Annotated in this window: 18 protein-coding genes; 7 read left to right on the forward strand and 11 right to left on the reverse strand. The window is 71.5% G+C overall.

The window, feature by feature from the left end; genetic code table 11:
* The coding region (locus UW392_RS34950; RefSeq protein WP_320779226.1) for a glycosyl hydrolase family 65 protein at positions 1-1,120 on the forward strand (1,120 nt) is incomplete at its 5' end.
* A gap of 308 nt (positions 1,121-1,428) precedes the next feature.
* On the opposite strand, the gene UW392_RS34955 is transcribed toward UW392_RS34950, so the two are convergent.
* The 4 genes from UW392_RS34955 to UW392_RS67100 all read right to left on the reverse strand — a co-directional run bounded on the left by UW392_RS34955 (position 1,429) and on the right by UW392_RS67100 (position 4,341).
* Entirely contained in the window at positions 1,429-2,088 is a 660-nt protein-coding gene (locus UW392_RS34955; protein WP_320779227.1) for an OsmC family protein, read from the reverse strand.
* A gap of 61 nt (positions 2,089-2,149) precedes the next feature.
* Complete coding sequence (locus tag UW392_RS34960; protein WP_320779228.1) at positions 2,150-2,839, reverse strand: hypothetical protein; 690 nt, start codon at positions 2,837-2,839, stop codon at positions 2,150-2,152.
* Positions 2,840-2,873: 34 nt separating this feature from the next.
* Positions 2,874-3,779: a universal stress protein gene (locus tag UW392_RS34965; protein WP_320779229.1), complete on the reverse strand. Its 906-nt coding sequence runs from the start codon at positions 3,777-3,779 to the stop codon at positions 2,874-2,876.
* A gap of 352 nt (positions 3,780-4,131) precedes the next feature.
* Positions 4,132-4,341 carry a tetratricopeptide repeat protein gene (locus tag UW392_RS67100; protein ID WP_414496735.1) on the reverse strand — a complete coding sequence of 70 codons (210 nt, stop codon included), beginning with the start codon at positions 4,339-4,341 and terminating at the stop codon, positions 4,132-4,134.
* Positions 4,342-5,334: 993 nt separating this feature from the next.
* On the opposite strand from UW392_RS67100, the gene UW392_RS34970 reads away from it, so the two are divergent.
* Positions 5,335-7,836, forward strand: a complete 2,502-nt coding sequence (locus tag UW392_RS34970; protein ID WP_320779230.1) for an ATP-dependent Clp protease ATP-binding subunit — start codon at positions 5,335-5,337, stop codon at positions 7,834-7,836.
* Positions 7,837-8,084: 248 nt separating this feature from the next.
* Here UW392_RS34970 and UW392_RS34975 read toward each other — a convergent pair whose 3' ends face one another.
* The 5 genes from UW392_RS34975 to UW392_RS34995 all read right to left on the reverse strand — a co-directional run bounded on the left by UW392_RS34975 (position 8,085) and on the right by UW392_RS34995 (position 12,393).
* Positions 8,085-8,276 carry a ferredoxin gene (locus UW392_RS34975; RefSeq protein WP_414496736.1) on the reverse strand — a complete coding sequence of 64 codons (192 nt, stop codon included), beginning with the start codon at positions 8,274-8,276 and terminating at the stop codon, positions 8,085-8,087.
* A gap of 132 nt (positions 8,277-8,408) precedes the next feature.
* Positions 8,409-9,584, reverse strand: a complete 1,176-nt coding sequence (locus tag UW392_RS34980; protein WP_320779231.1) for a zinc-dependent alcohol dehydrogenase — start codon at positions 9,582-9,584, stop codon at positions 8,409-8,411.
* The gene (locus UW392_RS34985; RefSeq protein ID WP_320779232.1) at positions 9,581-10,519 is read right to left on the reverse strand and encodes an SRPBCC family protein; all 939 of its coding nucleotides are present in this window, start codon (positions 10,517-10,519) and stop codon (positions 9,581-9,583) included. Before UW392_RS34985 ends, UW392_RS34980 begins: the two co-directional genes overlap by 4 nt.
* A gap of 159 nt (positions 10,520-10,678) precedes the next feature.
* Positions 10,679-11,794 (reverse strand): hypothetical protein, encoded by a 1,116-nt coding sequence (locus tag UW392_RS34990; RefSeq protein ID WP_320779233.1) that lies wholly within the window; start codon positions 11,792-11,794, stop codon positions 10,679-10,681.
* 110 nt (positions 11,795-11,904) lie between these two features.
* Positions 11,905-12,393, reverse strand: a complete 489-nt coding sequence (locus UW392_RS34995) for a GNAT family N-acetyltransferase (RefSeq protein ID WP_320779234.1) — start codon at positions 12,391-12,393, stop codon at positions 11,905-11,907.
* A gap of 239 nt (positions 12,394-12,632) precedes the next feature.
* Between UW392_RS34995 and UW392_RS35000 the strand changes: the two genes are divergently transcribed.
* The gene (locus tag UW392_RS35000) at positions 12,633-14,390 is read left to right on the forward strand and encodes a CotH kinase family protein (protein WP_320779235.1); all 1,758 of its coding nucleotides are present in this window, start codon (positions 12,633-12,635) and stop codon (positions 14,388-14,390) included.
* Positions 14,387-15,334 (forward strand): hypothetical protein, encoded by a 948-nt coding sequence (locus tag UW392_RS35005; RefSeq protein WP_320779236.1) that lies wholly within the window; start codon positions 14,387-14,389, stop codon positions 15,332-15,334. The genes UW392_RS35000 and UW392_RS35005 overlap by 4 nt, the downstream gene beginning before the upstream one ends.
* A gap of 16 nt (positions 15,335-15,350) precedes the next feature.
* Here UW392_RS35005 and UW392_RS35010 read toward each other — a convergent pair whose 3' ends face one another.
* Positions 15,351-16,802: an amidase gene (locus UW392_RS35010; RefSeq protein ID WP_320779237.1), complete on the reverse strand. Its 1,452-nt coding sequence runs from the start codon at positions 16,800-16,802 to the stop codon at positions 15,351-15,353.
* Positions 16,803-17,013: 211 nt separating this feature from the next.
* On the opposite strand from UW392_RS35010, the gene UW392_RS35015 reads away from it, so the two are divergent.
* From UW392_RS35015 to UW392_RS35025, 3 genes are all read left to right on the forward strand, one after another.
* Positions 17,014-17,616 carry a helix-turn-helix domain-containing protein gene (locus UW392_RS35015; protein WP_320779238.1) on the forward strand — a complete coding sequence of 201 codons (603 nt, stop codon included), beginning with the start codon at positions 17,014-17,016 and terminating at the stop codon, positions 17,614-17,616.
* A 222-nt stretch (positions 17,617-17,838) separates the two neighbouring features.
* Positions 17,839-18,435 (forward strand): snapalysin family zinc-dependent metalloprotease, encoded by a 597-nt coding sequence (locus UW392_RS35020; protein WP_320779239.1) that lies wholly within the window; start codon positions 17,839-17,841, stop codon positions 18,433-18,435.
* A gap of 223 nt (positions 18,436-18,658) precedes the next feature.
* A complete protein-coding gene (locus UW392_RS35025) occupies positions 18,659-20,008 on the forward strand; it encodes a cytochrome P450 (protein ID WP_320779240.1) in 1,350 nt (449 codons plus the stop codon).
* On the opposite strand, the gene UW392_RS35030 is transcribed toward UW392_RS35025, so the two are convergent.
* Entirely contained in the window at positions 20,009-20,395 is a 387-nt protein-coding gene (locus tag UW392_RS35030) for a hypothetical protein (protein ID WP_320779241.1), read from the reverse strand.
* Position 20,396: the final 1 nt, after the last annotated feature.

Consider the following 20,396-nt stretch of genomic DNA (forward strand, 5'->3'; position numbering starts at 1 on the left):
CCACTCCCACCTCCAGCACCACGTCGGCTCGGCCGTCGCCTACAACGTGTGGCAGTACTGCGAGGCGAGCGGGGACGCCGAGTTCCTGCACACCAAGGGCGCCGAGATGCTCCTCCAGATCGCCCGCTTCTGGGCCGACTCCGCTGTGTACGACCCGGTCCTGCGGCGGCATCGCCTGCGCGGTGTCGTCGGCCCCGACGAGTACCACGACGCCTGTCCCGGCGCCGAGGAGCCCGGCCTGGACGACAACACGTACACCAACGTCACCGCCGCCTGGGTCCTCACCCGAACCCTGGAGGTGCTGCGCGCCCTGCCCGAGCCGCGCCGCCGCGAACTGGTCGAACGCACCGAACTCGACGGCGGCGAGCTGGAGCAGTGGGAGGACGTCTCCCGCACCCTGCACATCCCCTTCCACGAGGGCGTCATCAGCCAGTTCGAGGGGTACGGCGCCCTCGCCGAACTGGACTGGACGGGCTACCGCGAGCGGTACGGCGACATCCGGCGCCTGGACCGGATCCTGGAGGCCGAGGGCGACACCGTCAACCGCTACCGGGCCTCCAAACAGGCCGACGTCCTCATGCTCGGCTACCTCTTCTCACCGGCCGAACTGCGCTCACTGTTCGAGCGGCTCGGCCACCGTCTCGACGACGACCTCTGGCGGCGCACGGTCGACCACTACCTGGCCCGCACCAGCCACGGCTCCACGCTCAGCGGCCTCGTGCACGGCTGGGTCCTGGCCCGCGCCCGCCGCTCCGAGGCGTGGACCTTCTGCCAGGAGGCACTCAAGGGCGACGTCGCCGACCTCCAGGGCGGCACCACCGGAGAGGGCATCCACCTCGGCGCCATGGCCGGCACCCTCGACCTCGTCCAGCGCGGCCTGACCGGCCTGGAGACCCGCTCCGGAGCGCTGTGGCTGGACCCGGTGCCACTGCCCCAACTGTCGTCCTACTGCTCCGCGTTGCGCTACCGGGGCCACTGGGGCATCCGCCTCCGGCTCGAATCCGGACGACTGGAGATCGAGGTGCCCTCCTCGGACCGCTCCCCCGTGAACGTCCGACTGCCCCACCGGTCCATCACCGTTCACCCCGGGGAGACGTGGGGTCTCGCACTGGACACGTGAGCGACGGGCCGGGTCGGACCACCGACGGCCAGGTGAGTCAGGCGAGGGGGTGAGGGGTGAGTCAGGTGAGCCAGGTCAGAGACAGGGATCGACCCGTCAGGGGTGGGGAACGACGGGCACGGACAGCGGCCGGCCCTTGAGCCACGGTGCGGACTGGTCGGACCGGTCGTGCGGCGGGTTCTCCCACCGGTGGCCCACGACGTACTCGCGACGTACTCGGGGACGAATACGGTCTCGGGGACGAACACACCGACGGCGTCATGGGGATGAGTACAGGCCAGGGTGCGGACGCGGTCGACGCGGGTCGGTCACCTGCTCGCCTCCACCTCCCGGACGACTCCGTCGCTGTCGGCGGCACGCCGTACGTCCAGTTGCACCTTCGGTGCCCGCGCCAACGTGTTGGTCACCGTGCAGTGCGAGACGACCGCGCGCAGCGCGGACAGCCGCTGCGGGGACAGCGCCGCGGGGACCCGTACGGAGACCACAAGCGCGGCGACCCGCGGCGGCCTGTCGTCCGCCATGCGGAACCGGGCCCGCACCGACAGCCCCTCCCGGCTCACCCCGTGCCGGTGCAGGAAGCGGCCCGCGTAGTGCGCCGCGCACGAGGCGACGGCCGCGACGAACAGCTCCACCGGCGTGGGCGCGGTGTCTGTGCCGCCCGCGGTCAGCGGCTGGTCGACCGTCAGGACATGCCCGCGCACCCGCACCTCGTAGGCGTCGCCCGCGATCGGCACGACGTCCACGGTGCCGGACGACGAGCCGGGCTCCGGACCGGCGGCGGCCGCCTGGAAGAGCAGCAGCCCGGCCAGCCGCCTGGCCTCCTCCGGGGTGAGGGACGTCCAGGACCCGCCCGTACCGTGCGCGGGGAACGCGGTGTCGAGGACGACGCGTGCCTTGTCCGCGGGGAACTGCCGCGGCGCGAAGCGGGTGACGTTGATCGTGTGACCGGACCGTGTCTCGAGTTTCATGCCGGGCCTCCTGTACGTCACGACCCCTTCCGGGGGTCTTCCCTTCAGGGGGGTTTCTCCGTCAAGCGAGCGCGTCGAGCCGGGTGCGCAGGTTGTGGAACTGGCGGGTCTGCATGATGAAGTGGGCCGGTTCCCCCAGCAGGAGGTCGAGCGGTCCGGTCAGCCACCGGGGGCGGCCCTTCCCGCGGGTGCGGACCACCAGGCGGGTCTCGTCGAAGGGCAGGGGCCTGAGGTGGAAGCTCCAGACGCCGTCGAGCCGGGGCCACGGCAGCGGCAGCAACGCCGGGTCGAAGGAGCGTCCCGCCGCCAGGTCCACGTCGGAACGCAGCACCAGGGTGCGTTCCGGCTCCAAGCCGGCCACCGTGAACCAGGACCTGCCGTCCCGCGTCGCCAGCAGCCGCTGCCCCTCCTCCAGTTTCTGCCACTCGGGTACGACGTGGTCCGCGCTGGGCTCGCCGTAGTGGTCCAGCCGGTCCCAGCTGTACCAGCCGGCCCGGTCACCGCCCATCTGCACCAGCCAGGACCACACTTCCGCCGGCGGTGCCGGCAGCGTGACGGCCATCGTCGAGGTGGTGTCGGCGTCGGGGACGAGTTCGTCACCGGGCAAGGGCCCGGCGGCCTCCCCCGGGGTAGCGCCCCAGGTCAACAGCCTCGGCCGGAACCGCAGTACGTAGACGGCGAGAGCGGCGCCTGCCAGCGTGAGCAACGGTGGCGGGGCCCCGGGGCGTCGGCTCGTTGGTGACTTCGGCATGTCATACCTCCTGTATCGGCCGCCGCCGCGTCGTTCATTCGTGCGCGACGACCGCGACGGGTGCGGTGGAGTGTTGCAGCACCGCGTGGGCCACGGTGCCGATGTGTGCCCCGAGGCGCCCCCGGCGCACGCGCCGGCCCACGACGACCAGGGAGGCGTCACGTGCCGTCTCGACCAGGAGATGCGACGGGCTGTCGAGACGGGAGATCCTGCCGACCCCGACGTCGGGGAACTTCCGCTGCCAGGGCCGCAGTGTCCCGGTGAGGACTGCCGCCTGCCGACGGGCCATCTCACCGTTCAGGACGGCACCGGCCGCCAGGGCGTACGGGTAGGCGGACGGCAGGTGCCAGCCGTGTACCGCGTGCAGCGAGCACCGGCGGCGCCGCGCCTCCTCGAAGGCGAAGGCGAGCAGGGTGTCGTCGGGCCGCTCGGTGTCGACGCCCAGGACCAGGGGCCGGAAGGGCGTGGCGGCCGAGGGCACTCCGGCGGGGTCCATGACATGTTCGTCGGCGGCCTGCTCGCCCGCGCGTACGAGTATCACCGGCGTCGTCGTACGGCCGACCACGGACTGTGCCACCGAGCCGAGCAGCAGGCCGCCGAGTCCGCTCAGCGCCCGGGAGCCGAGGACCAGCATCTCGGCGTCGCGGGCGGCTTCCACGAGGACGGCGGCGGGTGCGCCGACCCGCTGCTCCATGATCACCTCGGCGCCGGGATGGCGCAGCGCCAGCCCCTCGGCGGCGTCCCGGGGTGTCCGCTCGTTCCAGTGCTGCCTGGTCTCGCCTCCCAGGAGCGGTGCCCGGGACGCCGGCTGCGGCACCGGCTGCCGTACGTGCAGCAGCCGTACCGGCAGATCGCGCAGCGCCGCTTCCCGCGCCGCCCACTCGGCGGCGGCCCGGCTCTCGGGCGAATCGTCGATTCCCACGGTGATCAGGCGAGGCATACCGCCCACCTCCTTGGCCCTTCACTGCGTCTCCAGCGTCTCGCTCCGCGACCGCGCCGAGCAGGGGCCACCGGTCCCGCGACAGGTCCGACGGTCCCCATCGGCGGGGCCGTCCATGCTCGACCGCAGCGCCGGTCTCGCATGACCGAAGGACCGGCACGGTGGATTCGTCGAGCACCGTCCGGCCGACTTCCCGCGCGTCGGGGAACGTTCGAGTTCTTGGCACAGAGCCATGGCTTGCCGGCAGTGGTGGGGGGCTTGCCTGTGCTGCCCGAGCCGGCTGTGGCACCGGCCGACCATGTTGAGCGCGACTGCTGTGGCCCTCAGTCCGCAGCTGTCTCCGGCGTCGCGATCACGGTCGGCGAACGTGCGATTGATCTTGCGCCGCGTGGAGTGCCGTCTCCGGGTCTCCTTGTCGCTCCGCGGTCCAGGACAGCGTCCGGTATGCCGCGACGCAGGCTTGTGTGTCGCCCAGCTCCGTGAACAGTTCGATGGCGCGCTCAGCGTGCGTACGTGCTTCGTCGCCACGGCCTTGAGCTGTGGCGACGACGCTGGGAAGCACCGCCCCGCTTCAACGGCCGGCAGGACCGGGGCCGGGACGCGCTGATCAACCGCTGCCGAGAAGCGCCTCCCGGCGGGCACCGGGCGGACGGCCACATGGCTGTGGCGGGCGCGTGGGTCCACCACGGCATCGCCCGCCGGAGCACGCACGTTCGGGACAGGCTCAGGAACAGTTCCTTGCCCTTGCCGATCAGCCGAGCGAGGGTACGGTCCCCGGCCGCAGGAGCACCGTGCCGTACGAGGTCGTCGCAACCGGCCGCCGTGCCGCCGTCGCCTAGGGCGGAGGCATGGAGGAACTCGGTCCCGGCGCGCGACAGCCACGCGCCCGGGGCAGGTCCGACCAGGAAGGACGGCGGAAGGCGTACGCAGACGGGCATCCCGACGAGTACGTACACGGGACACCCCACTGAGTACGAACGGCTGCTGCGCGACCGACCTGGTCGACGACGCCGCCCGTCACGCCTCGCACCGCGTCCCGATTCCCGTCCGGGACTCGTTCACTCCCGCGACCACGGCGGCACCCTCACGGGAGCCGCAGAAGGGGGGTCGGCCCGCAGAAAGGGGTCGGCCAGCGCGGACAGCTGGTGGGGCGGCACGGTCGGCGTCGCGGTCGATGGTGCTCTTGGCGGTCCCGCAGACGCCGGTCAGGGGTGATCGCCGCGTCCCTGGGCGGCCAGACGGGCCGGCATCCGTCCGGCTCCTGCGCGCGAACGCGTGATCCCGGTCGCCCGTGCACGCCGCAGTCGTCCGCCCTCAGGGGGAGCGGGGGAGCGTGACCCTCGCCGGTTTCCCAATGTCCGGCGGCGGGGGGGGGTGAAGTCACCCGCGTGAGCGACCGGGAGGGTGGCTGACGTGCGGATACAGCGGTCGGGTCCCAAGGTGGGGTGAGGCCCGTACACCGGTGGCCCGTGCAGCCGCCGAGCGGCGTGTGTCACCTGTCCGCGGGTCCTCTCCTCGTCGACACCGCACCCGGGCCGGGTGCCCGCCGGATCGGATGACCGCTGTGACTACTTCGCCCTTCGGGTCCGGTGACCCGTTCTCGGACCTGTTCAACCGCTTCTTCGGCACCAGCCCGGCGGCCTCCCCGCCGGCGGTCCAGCGGGTGCCCATCGGGCGCCTGCTCAGCGATGCCGCACAGGAGCTTCTGGCGACGGCCGGCGGGCGTGCCGCCGAGGACGGGGCCGATCTGGACACCGTGCACCTTCTGTGGGCCGCCGCCCAGGGCGGCCAGGGACGCCAGCTGCTGACGCAGGCGGGTGCCGATCCCGACGCGCTCGCGGCACGGGTGGAGCAGTCGCTGCCGGCCGGCGGCGGGGTGGCGGAACCACGGCTGACTCCGGCGGCGAAGCGGGCCCTGCTCAGGGCCCACGCCAAGTCCCAGGAGGCGGGTGCGTCCTACATCGGGCCCGAGCACATCCTGGCCGCGGTCGTGGAGGACCCCTCCGCCGGTGCGGCCGGGGCGCTGGGCCCGGAGGCCGCCGGAGCCCGCCGCGACCGTGGGGGGCCGGGCGGAGCCGGCGGCGGTTCGGCGGGGGGCGGGTCCAGTGCGACGCCCACGCTCGACGAGTACGGCCGCGACCTCACGGAAGAGGCCCGCGCGGGACGCCTGGATCCGGTGGTGGGGCGGGCCCAGGAGATCGAGCAGACGGTGGAGATCCTCTCTCGGCGTTCGAAGAACAACCCGGTGCTGCTGGGCGACCCGGGGGTCGGCAAGACCGCGATCGTGGAGGGCCTCGCGCAGCGCGTGGTCTCCGGCGATGTGCCCAAGACCCTGCGGGGCAGACGGGTGGTCGCCCTGGACCTGCCGGGGCTGGTGGCCGGTTCGAAGTACCGGGGAGAGTTCGAGGAGCGCCTGAAGAAGGTCATCGACGAGGTCACCGAGGCGCAGGAGAGCATCATCGTGTTCATCGACGAGCTCCACACGGTCGTCGGTGCCGGTGGGGGCGGCGAGGGGGCCATGGACGCGGGGAACATCCTCAAACCCGCCCTGGCGCGCGGCGACCTCAGCGTGGTCGGCGCGACGACGCTGGAGGAGTACCGCAAGCACATCGAGAAGGACGCCGCGCTGGAACGCCGCTTCCAGCCGGTGATCGTGCCGGAGCCCACCGTCGACGAGACCGTGGAGATCCTCCGGGGTCTGCGTGACTCCTACGAGGCCCATCACGGCGTGCGCTTCACCGACGCGGCGCTGGAGGGCGCGGCGGTCCTCTCCGACCGCTACATCACCGACCGGTTCCTGCCCGACAAGGCCATCGACCTGGTGGACCAGGCGGGGGCAAGAGTGGCGCTGCGCGGCGGCGATGACAGCCCCGAGGCGGACGAGGCCCAGGAAGAACTGACCCGGCTGAACCGGGAGAAGGACGAAGCCGTCGACAACGAGGAGTACGAGCGGGCCGCCGAGCTCAAGGGACAGATCGACGAGACCCGGCGCAGGCTCTCGGGCCTGGACGGCGAGCGCGCACCCGTGGCAGAGGTCACCGAGGAGGACATCGCCGAAGTCGTCTCCCGGCGCACCGGCATCCCGGTCGCCCAGCTCACGGCCACCGAGCGGGAAAGGCTGATCCGGCTGGAGGAGACCCTGCACGAGCGGGTGATCGGCCAGGACGAGGCGGTCACCGCGGTGGCACAGGCCGTGCGGCGGGGCCGCGCGGGGATGGGCGACCCCGACCGGCCCACCGGCAGCTTCCTCTTCCTCGGGCCCACCGGCGTCGGCAAGACCGAACTCGCCAAAGCCATCGCCGACATCCTCTTCGGCCAGGAGGACCGGCTGATCCGCTTCGACATGAGCGAGTTCCAGGAGCGCCACACCGTCTCCCGCCTCGTCGGCTCGCCTCCCGGATACGTGGGTTACGACGAAGCCGGGCAGCTCACCGAGGCGGTCCGGCGCAAGCCGTACAGCGTGCTGCTGTTCGACGAGGTGGAGAAGGCGCACCCGGACGTCTTCAACCTGCTGCTCCAGGTTCTCGACGACGGCCGGCTGACCGACGCGCAGGGCCGTACGGTCGACTTCCGCCAGACCGTCGTCATCATGACCAGCAATCTCGCCTCGCAGCTCATCCTCAACCACCACGGCGACGTGGACGAGATCCGCGACGACCTGATGGCCGAACTGCGCGGCCATTTCCGTCCCGAATTCCTGAACCGCATCGATGAGGTGGTCGTCTTCCACGCGCTCACCCGGGAGAACCTCGTGCGGATCGTCGACCTGCTGCTGGAGCGCAGTCGCCGCAGGCTGCACGCGCAACAGGTCGGTCTCGAGGTGACCGAGGGCGCCAAGGAATGGCTCGCGGAGCAGGGCTATCAGCCGGAGTTCGGTGCCAGACCGTTGCGCCGCACCATCCAGACGGAGCTCGACAACCGGCTGTCCAACATGCTGCTGGACGGCCAGGTGGGCCCCGGCGACACCGTCACCTGCGATGTGCGGGAGGACCGGCTGGAGTGCGAGGTCACGCCCGGCGGCCGGGAGGGGAACGCCGAGCCGGTGACAACGGACTGACCACGACGTCCACGCGGTGAGGACCGGCTTCTTGGCCGTCGCCTGTCATCAGTACGGTGACCGGGTTTCCCAGGGGCCCCGGGGGCTCTCTCCGGGGAGCCCCCCGGGGCCCTTCGGGGAGCCCCCGGGGAGGACGCCTTCGAGCTGCTGCGCAGGCAGGCGACGGCCGAGGGACGCGCCCTGGCCGCCGCTGCCACCCGTATCATCGCCGGCGCCCAGCCGGGCCGCCCCCTCTGACCACGCCCGCCTCACCCCGCCTCCAGGACGGCGACGGCCTGCACAGGGCATCCCCTCACGGCCTCCAGCAGCATCGGATCACCTCGGCCGTCCTCCGATCCCGGACGCACCACCCCGTATCCGTCGTCGTCCTGGTCGAACACCGCCGGGGCAGTCAACGCACACATTCCGCTGCCGACGCAGCTTTCACTGTCGATGGTCACGCGCACGGACATCAAGACCGCCTCTCCAGACAGACACCACCCGGCACGACACAAGGTCACGCTCAGGCCATGCCGGCCATGTTCCCGCACAGGCCGCTCACCGGCATCAACCGACACTGTCCGTCGCCGCCCTCACGGCTTCAGGACGACCTTCTCGCAGCGGTCCTTCTTGTTCTTGAACAGGTCGTAGCCGGCCGGTGCCTCGGTCAGGGGCAGCCGGTGGGTGATGATCCGGGTGGGGTCGATCTTGCCCTGCTCGACCATCCGCAACAGCGGCTTCATGTACTTCTGCACATGGCACTGTCCGGTGCGCAGGGTCAGCGACCTGTTCATCCAGGCACCCGCCGGGAACTTGTCGACCAGCCCGCCGTAGACGCCGATGACCGAGACCACGCCGCCGCTCCGGCAGGACATGATGGCCTGGCGCAGGGCGTGCGGCCGGTCGGTCTCGGAGCGGACCGCCTGCTTGGCACGGTCGTAGAGGTTGACGTGGGAGGCACCGTGGGTGGCCTCCAGGCCGACAGCGTCGACGCACTTGTCCGGGCCCCGGCCGCCGGTGAGTTCGAGCAGGGCCGACCGTACGTCGGTGTCCTCGAAGTTGATGGTGGTGTAGCCCTGGGCGGCGGCCATGTCGAGCCGGTAGGTCTCCTTGTCGATGGCGATGACCTGCTCCGCGCCCAGGACCCGGGCGCCGTCCATGGCGAACTGGCCGACCGGCCCGGCACCCCAGACGGCGACGACGTCACCTTCCTCGATGTCGCACATGTCGGCGCCCATGTACCCGGTCGGCAGGATGTCCGACAGGAAGAGCACCTGCTCGTCGGTCAGGTCCGACTCGATCTTGAGGGCGTTGGCGTCGGCGAGCACCACCCGCGCGTACTCGGCCTGGCCGCCGGCGAAGCCGCCGGTGAGATGCGAGTACCCGTAGATGCCGCAGGTGGGATGACCGAACATCTTCTCCGAGATGCCGGCGTTGGGGTTGCTGTTCTCGCAGCACGAGTACAGCTCCCTGCGGCAGGACGCACAAGCGCCGCAGGCGATGGGGAAGGGCACCACGACCCGGTCGCCGACGCGCAGTGTGCCGTCGCCGATGCCGGGGCCGACCTCGACGACCTCTCCCATGAACTCGTGGCCCAGGATGTCGCCCTTCTCCATGGTGGGCACGTAGCCGTCGACCAGATGGAGGTCGGAGCCGCAGATCGCCGTCGAGGTGATCTTCACGATGGCGTCGCGGCTGTTCAGGATCGAGGGGTCGGGGACGTCCCGCACCTCGACGGAGTTGCGTCCCGTCCAGCAGTTGGCCTTCATGCCAGGGCCTCCTTCAGCTTGTCCTCGGTCAGCGGCCGGGCCGGGTGCTGCGGGAACTCGCCGCGGGCCCGCTTGCCGCCGGGTGCGCCCTCGGAACGGACGACCTCACCGGTCTCCGCGATCTGCTTGAAGCGACGAAGGTCGTCGTCCAGCTGCTGGTGCGGCTCCTCGCCGAAGTAGCGCGCCGCCTCCTTGCCCAGCGCTCCGCCGGGCAGTTCGTAGCGCAGGGACGCCCGTATCTCCGTGCCCTGGCCGCCGGGGGCCGGCCCGAAACGGACTTCGCCGGAGTTGTCGATGTCGGCACCGTCCACCGACCGCCACGCGATCAGCCGGCCGGGGATGTCCTGGGTGATCTCGGCGTCCCATTCGACTGTCCTGCCGAACGGCGCGTCGGCTCGCCAGTGACTGGTGCGCGCGCCGGTCACGCGGACCTCCTCCAGGTGCGCCATGAAGTCCGGCAGTTTCTCCAGATCCTTCCAGAGGGCGTACACCTCGTCCGGGGGCCGGGTGACGGTGGTGGCCGCGGTCAGTTCCATGGGGGTGCTCCTGCGCGTGCGGGTCACGGCCGCGTAGACGTCCGTGACGGTGATGGCGGTGACCGCGGCCGTCGCCGCGACGGTGCGTCCGAGGCCGCGACCGTCGTGGTTCCTCAAGGCTCGGGCGAGCATCGCCAGGTCCATGAGGTCCCCGCCGACGCGGCCCCAGAGCCAGACGGGACGCGGCCGTCCCAGCAGCCCGGCCGCCGCCGCCAGTTCGCGCACGCCGACGGCGGTCGTGAGCGAACGGTGCCGGGGGGCGTCGCCGACGCCCAGGGCCCGCGCGAAGCCGGCCGGGGCGAGGACCTGGGGCGTTCCCAGGGCCGCACTGGCCCAGCCGAGGCCACGTACGAGCGGATCGTGCCGCAGGCCGGAGGGTGAGCGGGTATCGGTCGTCATCGGTGCTCCTCACATGCGGTGAGGTGTTCAGGGAGCGACGAGCCGTTTCAGCGGGGGGCGGTGAAGGGCCCGTGCCGGACGATGCCGGAGTATCCGCGTGGTGCGCGTCCAATCCTCTACGGCCCTCGGAACTCCCGGCAGGCTCCGAGAGCCGGCCGGCTAGTCCTCGTCGGTGTCCAGCATGCGGCGGCGTTCCTGTTCACGCTTGGAGTAGGCGGCTGCCCGGATCGCCTCGTCGCTCTCCAGGCCCGATCCCAGCGCCCCGCCCACCGTGGCGACCGAAGCGACGAACCAGGCCAGCGTCCAGTACTCCGCGGCGTGCAGCGGGGTGCGTGTCAGGGAGGCGAACACCTGGCCGTTGAGGATGAAGAGCGCCCACACCAGGTTGATGACCAGCAACCCGGCGTAGCAGACGAGCACCCCGATACCCACGGTCACGACCGTCGACGCGTTGTAGAGAGCTGCCCGCTTCCTCTCCTCCGGCGAGTGCGCTGTCGACCGGTGCCACAGGCGCGCGTCCACGATCAGCCAGCCGATCATCAGTGCGATGGAACCGACCATGGCGATCACGAGTCGCGGAGTGTCGAGGGATGCGGCCAGACTCCAGAGTGTGGAGTTCACGGTGGCGATCGCCCCCGTGGCGAGTGCGGCCGCCAGGGCCTTCGAGAGTCCCGGAACCAAGCGCCACGGCCGGTTGGCCCGGACCATACCGCCGAGCACCCGCAGGTAACCACGCGGACCGCCGACGACATACCGGAGATCCGCGGCTTCCTCGTCGCCGACCGGGGCCCGGTGAACAGGCGTAAGGCGACTGGTGCAGTCTCCCGGCGACCGGCGGTGGCCGGTCCCGTCGGCCTCGGCGGTCTGCGCACCGGCCAGGCTGAGCACGGCCTTTTCAACCGCCCGCCGGGCCCTCCTGTGCAGACGCAGACCCCCCAGCGAGGGGAGGGACAGAAGCGCCAGGCCGTGTTCATGACTCAGCTCCACGACGAGCTTGCGCCCCTGTGAGTGCAACGGCAGGTCGGTGAGGGCCACAACGATGTCCCAGTCCTCCGTACGCCCGCGGTCCAGGACCCGGCGTATGAGCGTGGGCAGGTCCTCGGTCCCTGCGGTGAAGGGCTCACTCACCACCTTGACGTCGTACCGGCGCTCCTGGCCGGACGCGTCCGCGAGCCGAGCGGGGAGGTCCCTGGCCATGCGCCGCGCGACTTCCGTGGGCGCGTCCGGGTCCGCCAGAAGGGTCACGACCGTGACGTTCCGCGACGACTCACCCATGACGGCCTCTTTCTGTCGGCTGGCCCGACGTTCAGCAGTGCCCAGAAGATCGCCGCCATAACTCAGGCTCCAGTGACCGCTCTCCCTTCAGCCGCTCCCCCTTCGGCTTGTCAGCTCGAAGCGATGCGGAACTCGAATTCGGGGCGGTCCCACGGCACGGCGGGTGGGTTCGCCTGCGCGGTTCCGGTCCGTACCGCGCCGGCACGGTGGTAGAAGCCCTCGGCGGGAACGTGCGACACGACCTTGACCCGGTCGAGCCCGGCGGCGCGGGCCTCGGACCGCATGTGCATGACGAGCGCCAGCCCGATGCCCCGTCCTTGCGCGTCGTCGGCGACGAACAGCAGGTCGAGCTCGGGTGGAGCGAGGACGAGCGAGTAGAAGCCGAGGACCCGGCCGTCCTGCTCGTCGGCGCCCACGGCCACGAAGGTGCGGTGGGCCTCGATGTAGTCCGGGCCGACCCGGTAGTCCGCGACGGTGGCCGCGTACTTTCCGGTGTAGGCACCGGAGCCCCGCACGAGCCGCGTGAGCCGTCTGGCGTCCCGCGCGACGGCCCTCCGTATCGTGACCGGCCGGCTGGGCGGGGAAGTACGCGAACTCACCGGTGAAGTATCGCGCACCGGGTGGCGCCACCGAGCGGCAGGTCGGCGGCTCGGGCGGTACCGGGTCGGCCGCCACCCCCGAGCCGGCCGGTAGTCGGCCCCGGATCGGCCCGGTAGTCGGCCCCGGGCCGGGCCGGTAGTCGGCCCTGTGCCGGGCCCGGTAACCGGCAGGCCGGTTCTCCGTCTGGCGGTCATGTAGTGGCGGGCGTAGAGAGGGAGGTCGACCCAGGGAGGCCGTCGTGGACAGGATCATCGACAAGGGCACGTTCCGGGACGCGTTCAAGAACCAGGCCGTCGCCGTCTCCGCGCTGCCGGCGGGCGCGGGGCGGCGGCTGGCCGAGCGGGCCAACGCGGCGGCGGGACCGTCGGACGCCGTGCTGCGGACGAAGGCCGAGTTCAGCGCGGTGTACGACCTGCTCCTCGCCGAGCAGGCCGGACAGGGGGACGTGCCGGACACCACGGCCCCCGGCGTTCTCGTGCGGGCGGGCGCGGACGGGCAGCTCACCGCGGTCGGACGGATGGTGGACGAGTACCTCGGGGCGGCAGAGGACAAGGCCGAGTTCTTCGCGGGGGACATGTATCAGGTCAGGGTCACCGGCTGGCCGGCCGGTGTGCTGACCGCCGACGAGGTGACGGTGGCGCCCGACGGGGCCCGGCTGACCCTCGCCCGGAGCGGCTCCTCCGACTCGCTGCTGTCGACGGGCGCGTTCTCCATGGTCAACAGCGGGAATCTGACCGCGCACGCGCCCAAGCGCTCCTGGAAGATCGACTTCGAGGTCGGTACGAGCGAGGACCGGCTGTACGGCATGGAGCGGGTCAACCTCAAGGCGATGTACAACGACCCCTCGCAGATGCGGGAGGCCGTGGCCTGGCGGCTGCTGGAACGCGCCGGCATCCCCGCGTCGCAGCACACCTACGCCACGTTCTCGATCGACGACCGCTACATGGGACTGTTCTCGGTCATCGAGCAGGTCGACAAGAAGTTCCTGAAGGACCACTTCGGCAAGAACTCCGAGGGCAACCTCTACAAGGCGTACTGCGGTGACATCGGCTGCGCGACCCTGGAACACCGCACCGGCAAGGACGGGGACGACAGCGGCCGGCAGTACTTCACCCCGGGCAGCGGTGCGGACGACCGCACGTACCGGCTGAAGACCAACGAGGACGACCCGTCGGCCAGCACCTACGACGACCTGGCGGAACTCGTCCGGGCCGTGAACGGGGTGCGGCTCGCGGGCGGTGCCGACCGGTTCGGGACGGACGCGTTCCGCGAGTCGGTCGAGTCCGTGCTGAACGTACGGGCGTTCCTCCGCTGGGCGGGGGCCAACGTCCTCCTCGGCAGCTGGGACAACTACTTCGCCACGCCGTCGAACTACTACCTCTACAACTCCGGGCGGCTCGGCGACCCCGGCGGGTTCATGTCCCGCCCCTACTTCACATTCGTCCCGTGGGACTACGACAACAGCTCGGGTATCGACTTCTTCTCGACGCCGTGGCAGTACACGGACCTGCTGGACTGGCCGGAGGCGACCCGCGCGTACTGCCGGATCAACCACGCGCCGCACGCGGTGTCCCAGCTGCCGCTCCTCACCAACCTGCTGCGGCACCACGACTTCTGCCAGTACTACCTCGACCACCTCGAACACCTCCTGGACACCGAGTTCGGGCCCGAGCGGGTCGCGGCGCTGCTCGGCGCGGAGGGCTCCGGGCGGAGCGACGGTCTGTGGCAGCTGGTGTCGTCCGCGGCGTACGGCGAGTCCACGACCCCGGACGGGCGGCCTTTCACGGGGCGGCAGTTCACCAACGACGAGGTGTACCGGGCCGGGTACCGCCAGTGGGAGCTGGGCCGGGGCTCGCAGTTCACGTACGGCATCTACCACTACACGCGCATGCGCTACGACCGTGCGCGCGAGCAGCTCGCCGAGCTGCGCAAGACCTATCCCGACGGCGCGAGCGGGGCGGTGTTCCCGGGGGCGGAGGAGGTGCTGCCCTCATGAGCGGCGCCGGGCGGCAGAAGGCGAGCGAGCTGCGGCTGGTCAAGGAGGCCAAGCTCCGGGACCTGCTCGGTGACGGCGCGGGCACCCGGCTGGAAGCGAGCGGCGTCCTCTACCGCGACGGCGCCTTCCTCGTCGTCTGCGACAACCTGCCCTCCTTCATCCGCGTGAGCAGCGAGCTGTCGCCGAAGGCGCCGGAGAACTGTGTGATCGACGTCGGCGGGCGGGGCCGCAAGTCCGGCGGCGCACGGCCGGTGGTGGGGTACGAGGACCTCACCCATGACGCGCTCACCGGCCACTGCTTCGCGCTGAGCGAAGCCGAGCCGGGCAGGTCCGGGAGGTTCCGGGCCCGGGTACGGGAGTACGACGCGAACCTCCGCCCGGTCGGGTCGGCGCCGCTCGGCTTCCCCCTCACCCACGCCAACAAGGGCATGGAGGGCCTGGAGTGGGTCGAGCGCTCGGGCAAGGGGTATCTCCTCGCCCTGTGCGAGGGGAACCGGTGCCAGGGCGGCAGGCGGGGGCGGAAGCCGGGCGGTGGCCGGATCCAGGTGTTCCGGCGCGACGGGAAACGCTGGGCGCACACGGCGACGGTCCGGTTGCCCCGGTCGTTGCCGTTCGAGGACTACAGCGGCGTGTCCGTGCGTGACGGGCGGATAGCCGTACTGTCGCAGGCGTCGTCCGCGCTGTGGGTGGGGCGGCTGTCCACCGGCAAGTGGCGGGTCGACGAGGGCACGGTCCACCCCTTGCCCACCGACGGCAAGGGGCGTCCGGTCTACGGCAACGCGGAGGGGGTGTCGTGGGTCTCGGCCGACCACGTGGTGGTCGTGTCCGACCGGGCGAAGAAGGACGGCCCCGGCCGGTTCCGGGCGAAGGACCAGTCGGTGCACGTGTTCCTGATTCCGAACCCGAGCCCGAGCCCGAACCCGATGCCGAGCCCGAGCCCGTGAGCGGCCTCGGGCCGCCTCAGTGGCCCGTGCGATCCCCTGCCCACACCGTGGGGGTCCGGCCCGTCCATGGGCTCGCCTGTTCCAACTGGCCGGCGAGGCGGAAGAGGCGGCTCTCGTGGCCGTATCCGGCGGCGAACTGCATGCCGACCGGCAGCCCCGTCCCGGCGTCCGCCGTCAACGGTACGGACATGGCGGGCGTGCCCGCCATGTTCACCGGCATGGTGAACGGCGAGTGGTCGAAGACGTGGCCGATCCAGCCGAGGCCGTCCAGCGTCCGCGCGCTCTCGGCATGGGCGCCCAGGGGCGTGGGCAGCTCCGGCACGGTCGGGGTGAGCAGTATGTCGTAGGTGCCGAAGTACCGTGCCAAGGCGCGGGCGACACGGTTGCGGATCGTGAGAGCGGTGACGAACTGGGCGCCGCTGACCCGCTGCCCGTAGTGGTAGCCGGCGAGGGTCGCCGGTTCGAGGGTGGAGGAGTCGACGGGCCGGCCGAAGGCGGCGGCCAGTCCGCCGACCGTGGCCGCGAGGTCCGCCGTGAACAGACGGGCGTTGGCCAGGACGTACTCCTCCCAGTCGGCCCCGAGGCCGACCTCGGCCTCCTCCACCCGGTGGCCGAGGGATTCGAGCAGACGCACGGTGCGGGAGAGGGCGTCGGCCACCGGTGCGGTGGTGCGGCGTCCGCCCCATGCCTGGGTGAGGACACCGATCCGCAGCACGCCCGGGTGGCGGGTGACTTCCTCCGTGTACGGCCGGGACGGCTGCTGGGCGAAGTAGGGGTCGCCCGGTTCCGGGCCGCGGACCTGGTCGAGCAGGGCGGCACTGTCGCGTACCGTGCGGCTGAGGCTTCCGTGCACGGCCAGCCCGCTGAAGAGCTCGTCGAAGTCGGGGCCCATGGAGATCCGGCCGCGGGTGGGCTTCAGCCCGAAGAGGCCGTTGTAGGCGGCGGGGACACGGAGCGAGCCGGCGGCGTCGGTGCCGTGAGCGAGGGGGACCACCCCGGCAGCCACAGCCGCGCCCGCGCCACCGCTGGAGCCGCCCGCGCTCCGCTCCGGGTTCCACGGGTTGCGGGTCGCGCCGTACAGCACGGGTTCCGTCGTGATGCTGTAGGCCATCTCCGACGTCGCGGTACGTCCGAACGTCACCAGTCCGGCGCGGCGCAGGCGCAGCGCCAGGGAGGAGTCGGCGCGTGCCACGTTGCCGGCCGCGAGGCGGCTGCCCAGCTCCATGCGCCGCCCGGCCATGGCGACGCCGATGTCCTTGACCAGGAAGGAGACTCCGGCCAGCGGTGTGCTGCCGGGCCTCGGCTCGTCGTCAACCGGCCAGGTCTCCACGACCGCGTTGATCTGCGGATTGACCGCCTGCGTGGCGTCGAGCGCGGCCGCGTGCAGTTCGGCGGAGGTCACCTCCCCCTCGGCCACCAACTCCGCCAGTCCGACCGCGTCGTACTTCACATACTCGGCAACTTTCACTTTCACTCCTGTACTCCTGGGCTGCTGGCCGCTGGCCGCTGGCTGCTGGCTGCTGGCTGCTGGCTGCTGGGCTGCCTACGGCCAGGAAGAACGATACCGATCAGTCTCGAACGATACCCTACGGTATCGTGTGGAACGCAGTGGTACCGTGAGGGCGATGAGTCAAGAGGTCCCGGACCTGAGCGGACACCACGGACGTCACGGAGCAGTCATGGCATCGACCGCCGGCAGGCCGAGCAGGGTGGCGAAACTGCCGCCCCGCGAGCGCATCCTCGACGCGGCCGAAGAGCTCTTCCAGAGCGAGGGAATCCGGCGGGTGAGCGTCCAGGCGATCGCCGAGAAGGCCGCGACCACCAAGATGGCGGTCTACCGTCACTTCGAGACCAAGGACGCGCTGGTCGCGGAGTGGATGCGGATCGTCGCCGCCGACTACCAGGCGGCCTTCGACCGGGTCCGGACGGAACACCCCGGCCGGCCCAGGGAGCAGATCCTGGGCTTGGCCCGCTTCATCGCCGAGGGGCTGCCGGCCGTCTCGCACCGGGGCTGCCCGTTCATCAACTCCCTCGCCGAACTGCCCGACCGCTCCCATCCCGCACGGCGGGTGATCGAGGAGCACAAGGCCGACCAGACCCGCAGGCTGGTGGACATGTGCGCCGAGGCCGGGCTGCCCGACCCCGAGCAGGCCGCGGCCGAGATCACCTTCGTACTCGAAGGCGCGCAGGTCAGCACGCAGAACGGAAGCATCGCTCAGGCGGGGGACCGCCTGCTGAGATTCGTCGAGGCGATCGTGGACCGGCACCGCTCTCCCCTCTGAGCGTCCCGGCCGAGCGATCGTCGGTGACCTTAGCCCGGGAGGACCTTCGTCCGGGAGGACCACCGCCGGGGAGCGCCATGGATTCTGACGGGAAATCACCGTGTCAGGTACATGACGCGCGTGGATCGAGAGGCATACCATCGCAACGCCCCGGACGAGCGCGGTCCGCGGCGCACCCGGCCCCCGCGGGGCCGGGCACCCCCCACAGACGAAGGAGCAACTATGCCTCTCGGCACTTGGCTCAAGGCAGGTGCTTCCGCCGCGGCGCTCGTCCTCGCCACGGCGGGCGCGGCGACCGCCGCCACCGCCCCCTCCGGTGAGTCGTCCGCCGGTGAGTCGTCCGCCGCGCGGGCGGCAGCGGTGACGCTTCGTTACGACGACAGTCGCGCCGCGGGCTGGGAGAGCGCGATCGCGGCCGGAGTCGCCTCGTGGAACGCGAACGTGAGCAACGTCCAGCTGGTGGAGGCCGCGCCCGGCGCGACGGCCGAGATCGTGATCGTCGCCACCACCGGCTGGCCGCAGGCCACGCTCGGCCCTGTTCGTCCGGGCCGTCAGGTCCGCGTCGAACTCGGCAGCCAGGCCGTGGACCAGGGCTACAACAAGACCCGGATCGCCGCGCACGAACTGGGGCACAGTCTCGGCCTGCCGGACACCAAGCCCGGCCCCTGCTCACAGCTGATGTCGGGATCGAGCGCCGGCACCGCCTGCACCAACGCCACACCGAACGCCACCGAGCGCTCCCGCGTCCAGTCCGCCTACGCGAGCGCGATCGCCGCGCTCGCGCCCGCCGACGGCCGCGTCCTCGTCGACGCGCCCTGATCAGGCGGCCGTCCAAGGCGTGCCCCGGGGTTCTCGTCGAGATCCCCGGGGCACGGCGGGCAGGACCGCCACCTACCGCCCCGCGCCCCCTCGCCTTTCCTCCTCCCCTCCCCTCCCTCGGGAATCCACCCATCCGTGCCAACCGTGGTCGGTGGAGTACCCGTGCCACGTTCCGTACGTGACTCTTTCAGTGCAGCCACCGAGGCATGGGGAGAGCGCTGACATGGACGAGCGAGCCGCAGACGGCACCGACCCCGTCGACCGACCTCTGGACCCGGCCGATCCTCTGGACCCGGCCGATCCTCTGGACCTGGCCGATCCTCTGGACCTGGCCGATCAGGAACTGATCAGGGACCCGTTCACCGGCTACGGGCGTGTCCGTGACCAGGGGCGGCTGGTGCACGGGTGTGTGCCCGGTGTCGATTCGATGTGGGTGGCCACCCGCCACGACGACGTCCGTACGCTCATGAGCGATCCCCGGTTCACCATCGACGCGGCCGAAGTCCCCGGCGCGCCGGCGGCTCACCGTACCGAGCAGGTCTGGCGGGCCCGAGGCATGTACCGGGGGTACGAGAAGTACGTGCGCGCCGGGATCTTCGACGCGGACGGCCCCGACCACCGTCGCCTGCGCGGCCTGGTCAACGCGGCGTTCTCCCCGCGCCGGGTGGCCGCGCTGCGGCCCAGGATCGAGGCGGTCGCCGGCCTGCTGCTCGACCGGCTGCCGGACCACGCCGAGGACGGCGTGGTCGACCTGGTCGAGCACTTCGCCAGGCCGCTGCCCATCACCGTCATCTGCGAACTGATCGGTGTGCCCGAGGCCGACCGCGACCGCTGGCGGGCCCGCAGCGCCACCCTGGTCGCCGGGGTCTGCGGCGACGAACTCGGCGCGGCGCTCGCGGGCATGGTCGACGACGCGACCGCCCTCGTCGGCCACCGCACCGCCCGTCCCGGCGACGACCTCGTCTCCGACCTCCTCGACCCGCACCGGCACGACCGGCTGAGCACCGAGGAACTCGTCACCCTCATCGCCAACCTCGTCGTCGCCGGGCACATCACCACCGTCAACCTCATCGCCAACGGCACCGAAGCGCTTCTCGCCAACCCCGACCAACTCGCGCTGCTGCGCGGGGACCCCACCCTGATGCCGTACGCCGTCGACGAACTCCTGCGCTACGGCGGTCCCGTCGTACGGGCGCTCCCCCGCTACGCGCTCCGTGACACCACCCTCGGCGGCAGCCCGGTCAAGGCCGGGGAGGCCGTCCTCCCCGTCGTGTCGGCGGCCAACCGTGACCCGGCCGCCTTCACCGACCCCGACCGTCTCGACATCGGCCGTTCCCGCCGCGGCCGGGAACCCCACCTGGCCTTCGGCCACGGCGCGCACCGCTGTCTCGGCGCGCACCTCGCCCATGAGGAGACCGTCATCGCCCTGACCGCGCTCCTCGACCGTGTCCCCGGCCTGAGCCTCGCCACCGACCCGCGCCACCTCCAGCGGGGCGCCAACCCCGCCAACTGGCACCTGAAGGCACTCCCCGTGCGGTTGGGAACACCCACCCGGCGACCTGATCACCTGTGATCAGGTCGCTTCCACCGTGACGGAGATGGGTGAGGGGTTCTCGCTGCCGTCGATGTCCACGTCGATGACGTCGGGATTGGAGCTGGTGGCGCCCCAGCCCCCGTCCTCCGTGAAGTCGATGTGCCCGATCTCGGTGTGGGTGGAGTCGTCGACGACCTTCAGTGTGAACGTGGAGGTCTCGCCGAAGCAGCCGCCGCTGTTCTTGGTCTCGATGAACTGCCCGTTCCCGCCGGGGAAGGTCGTCCCGGCGCTCACGACCGTGTTGTTGAACGCGGACAGGTCCGATCCCTCGTCGCCGTTGTCGTACATGCAGTTGACGCCGAGGATGAACAGCCGCAGGTCCGTCGAGCGGTTGTTGGTGACGTTCATGTCGCCGCTGTTGCCCATG

The organism is Streptomyces sp. CRN 30, from assembly GCF_034105845.1.